Source organism: Microcoleus sp. B4-C2, from assembly GCF_036705265.1.
Classification (GTDB): Bacteria; Cyanobacteriota; Cyanobacteriia; order Cyanobacteriales; family Microcoleaceae; genus Microcoleus.
The window spans coordinates 1-3,170 of record NZ_JAUBUB010000192.1 but is presented as its reverse complement, the minus strand read 5'-3'; the positions used below and the strand labels follow the sequence as shown (position 1 = coordinate 3,170).

The following is a 3,170-nucleotide window of genomic DNA, read 5'->3' as shown; positions in this document are numbered from 1 at the left end:
CATTTCCTGACGCCGAAATAGGTGGCTGTGCTCGCAACGACAGCTTAATCGCACCCCTAGTCAACTAGCGGGGCGGTCTCTCCTATGCCTTAAATTTTCCAAAAACTGTAGACACCAAAAAACCGCTGCCAGTAATTGAGACCTACACGCAACGGTTTTGAGGGTTCATCCACATTCAACTCGTCTTGGGGCGAGCTAAATTTCATGTACGACAATTCTACTCCAGATAACGAGCAAACTTCAAGCACCCCCAAAAAATTCGACATCCGCGACCATCTCGACAAACTGGAACCAGGCAAAGCCAAAAATTACTACATTTGCCCTGTTTGCGAGGGTCACAGTTTAGGGATTAACCACAAGAACGGTAAGTACCAGTGCTGGACAAACGCTTGCTCAACCGCTGATATTCGGGAAGCTATCCGACCACTGGCTGAATTTTTAGCAGAGTGCAAAGAGGACAAGCCCGCGCCACAGGCATCGAAGCCAAAAGCCAAAAAGAAGGAATACCGACCCGTACCAGTTCCGATCGGCGCGAAACTTCTGAGATTACCCGCCCCCGGAAAACCACCTCGCGCCGAACAACCCAAATACGTTCCCAAAGGCGTTCCAGACAGTGCCACACAAATCACTTACGCCTACAGCGATACTCAAAAGGTTTTGCGGTTTGATTGGCTCGATACAAGCAAGCCAAAGGGACGCGACAAAACTTGCCGCCAAATTCACATAGACCCTAGTGGCAAGGAAGTCTGGAGCAAGGGCGATACTCGCTGGCCGGCATATCAGATTAAGGAAGTTGTCGAACTACTAGAAGCACTACCCGACGATGAACCCGTACTCGTTCCAATACTGGAAGGGGAAGACAACGTAGACCGTGCGAGGGGTATCGGCATTGCAGGACTAACACTGCAAGGTTCCAATTGGAGCCATCCCGAAATTCAGATAATGCTCGAAACTCTGCAAGCGACAGGCAAAAACGTCAGTGTTGCAGTGTTGCGCGATAACGATGACGCAGGTATCAAGAAGGGTCAAGAAGTTTGGCTGGTTGCCCGTCACATCCAGTTCCCTTGTGTGGTTGTTGACCCACGTGTCGTTTACCCAGATATTCCAGAGGCGGGAGACATCAGAGAAATCTTGGAAGCCATAGATGGGGAGGAATTCATCCGGCTGGTAGAGGAAGCAGTCAACGACGCTGCAACGGAATCAATTCCTTCTATTTCTCTAACTCCTCACCCGCGCACGCGAGAAGAAGTAGTATGCCAGAAGTATGACAGTAGTAAAAGTGACTACATCCCTGATACAGCGCCACCTCCAGAGCAAAATTTTGTTCAAAAAGCCGAGTCAGCGCTCTATTCTGAAGGTCGTTGGGTGTCTATTGGCGGACTACTTTACCAATTCACTGGCACTTACTATGAGGAGCGGCCAGAAAAATTAGAGAAGCGGCGTATCAGAGATTGGCTGAACACCTACTCGGAGAAGAATCGCAACGGCGTCTATGTCTGCAACCGTGCCAAATCGGGAAGTATTGACGAGATTTTTAATTGGGTGGTTTTGGGCCGCGCTGTAGATATCAAGGAAGTCAATCCGCCGGGGTTAAATTGCTCCAATGGTGTAGTAATCATCAATGATGATGGCTCCCACTCCCTTGTCCGCCACAGTCCTGACAGAATTTACACCTATGTGGGCTGCAAGTATGACCCGAACGTGAATCCTTCCGATTGTGAACGCCTTTTAGAATGCCTTGAACCATCGGAGCGAGAAATTATTCTCCGAACCTTTGCTGCTTCTCTGTGCTTGCCCCTGGTTCGATTGAAGATGTCAAGGGTGAAAGGGCTGTTGCTACATGGCGAAGGTAGTAACGGCAAAGATACTTTGCGGATTGCGCTTCTTATGGTTCTGGGGCGAGGCGTGACAGGCAAAACTCTCAAGGATTTTCAGATTTACGACACCGGCCGGAAGTTTCCTCTCGCTGGTTTAGAGAATTCCCTGTGCAACTGGTCGAGTGAAAACTCGGACGCAGTGAAACTGGACAAACTGCAAAGCCTCAAGCAATTCATCACCGGGGATGAGCTTACCATCGAACATAAAGGGCGCGGGGAATATCCTTACGAGCCTCAAGCTACGTTTTTAGCTAACTGCAATGCCGTGCCATCTATCAGCAGCGACGCTGAAGCAATCAGGAGTCGATATTGCATTGTTAGCTTCAAAAAAACTTACGCGGTCGGAGCTGATGCCAATAAAGGTCAGTTGGAGGCAGAGCCTCGCTTAAAGAGCGACAAAGATTTTGTCCTTAAGCACGTTGCACCCGCCATGCTCAACATGATGCTGGCGCGGATTCCAGCAATATTGGCTGAGGGCATTGATTATGGTTCTGGTGACGCCGCTCTACGGGAAGCTCAAGAAAAGTCAAACCATTTGTGGCAGTTCATGCGAGACAGGGGGTATGAGGTCGGTAAAGGCGATCGCCTTTATGCAAAAGACGCTTGGCTTGACTTAGTGGACTGGTATATAGAAACGGGAACCCTTGAGGTTGAGTATGACCGCGATGGCAAGGAGAAACGAGTCTGGAATGAGCTACCAGGTCGGGATACTCCTGTAAAGGCTATCAACCAGCTCTTTGCCCGGTTGAGTGAGTTAGTCCCCAACTTGGAAAAGTATCGCCACACAGAACGGGGTTTTGAATCTGAGCGGACGATGGGAGATTTTTACTACATCGGCCTCACAAAACAAAAATTAGAAAAAAGTGGAAAAAGTGCTCCAGCATCTCCAGCGGTAGACACAGCAAAGAAATCTCCTCCAGCAGTGCTCCAGCAAGAGATTACTGCTGGAGCACCGCTGGAGCAAACAATCCTTACACAGCAAGCTGCTGGAGATGCTGGAGCACTAAACCCAACTATTTTGGATTTTTGCAATTCATTCTCTAAACTCTCCGACTCCGACAAACAAAAACTGACAGAACTACTCACAGGCATCCCATGTTCTGACCCGCTCAAAGCATTCAGAGTCGGAGACAAAGTGGCTGGCAACAAACCAGAGGACTCTAGCTACAACTGGCACGGCCGCATCGTTGAGATTCATACAAGCATCAGTTGCAAGGTTGACTGGCAAGAGCGCGAAGGTATGAAGGGCGGACGGGTAATCTCAATGCTCTTCTGTAACCTGCGGAAAATTTA

At 49.2% G+C, this 3,170-nt stretch carries 1 protein-coding gene; it reads left to right on the top strand.

Annotation, left to right across the window (positions count from 1 at the left end; genetic code table 11):
• Positions 1-204 precede the first annotated feature (204 nt).
• On the top strand, positions 205-3,170 hold a 2,966-nt coding region (locus QUB20_RS28265), incomplete at its 3' end, for a DUF5906 domain-containing protein (protein WP_333251464.1).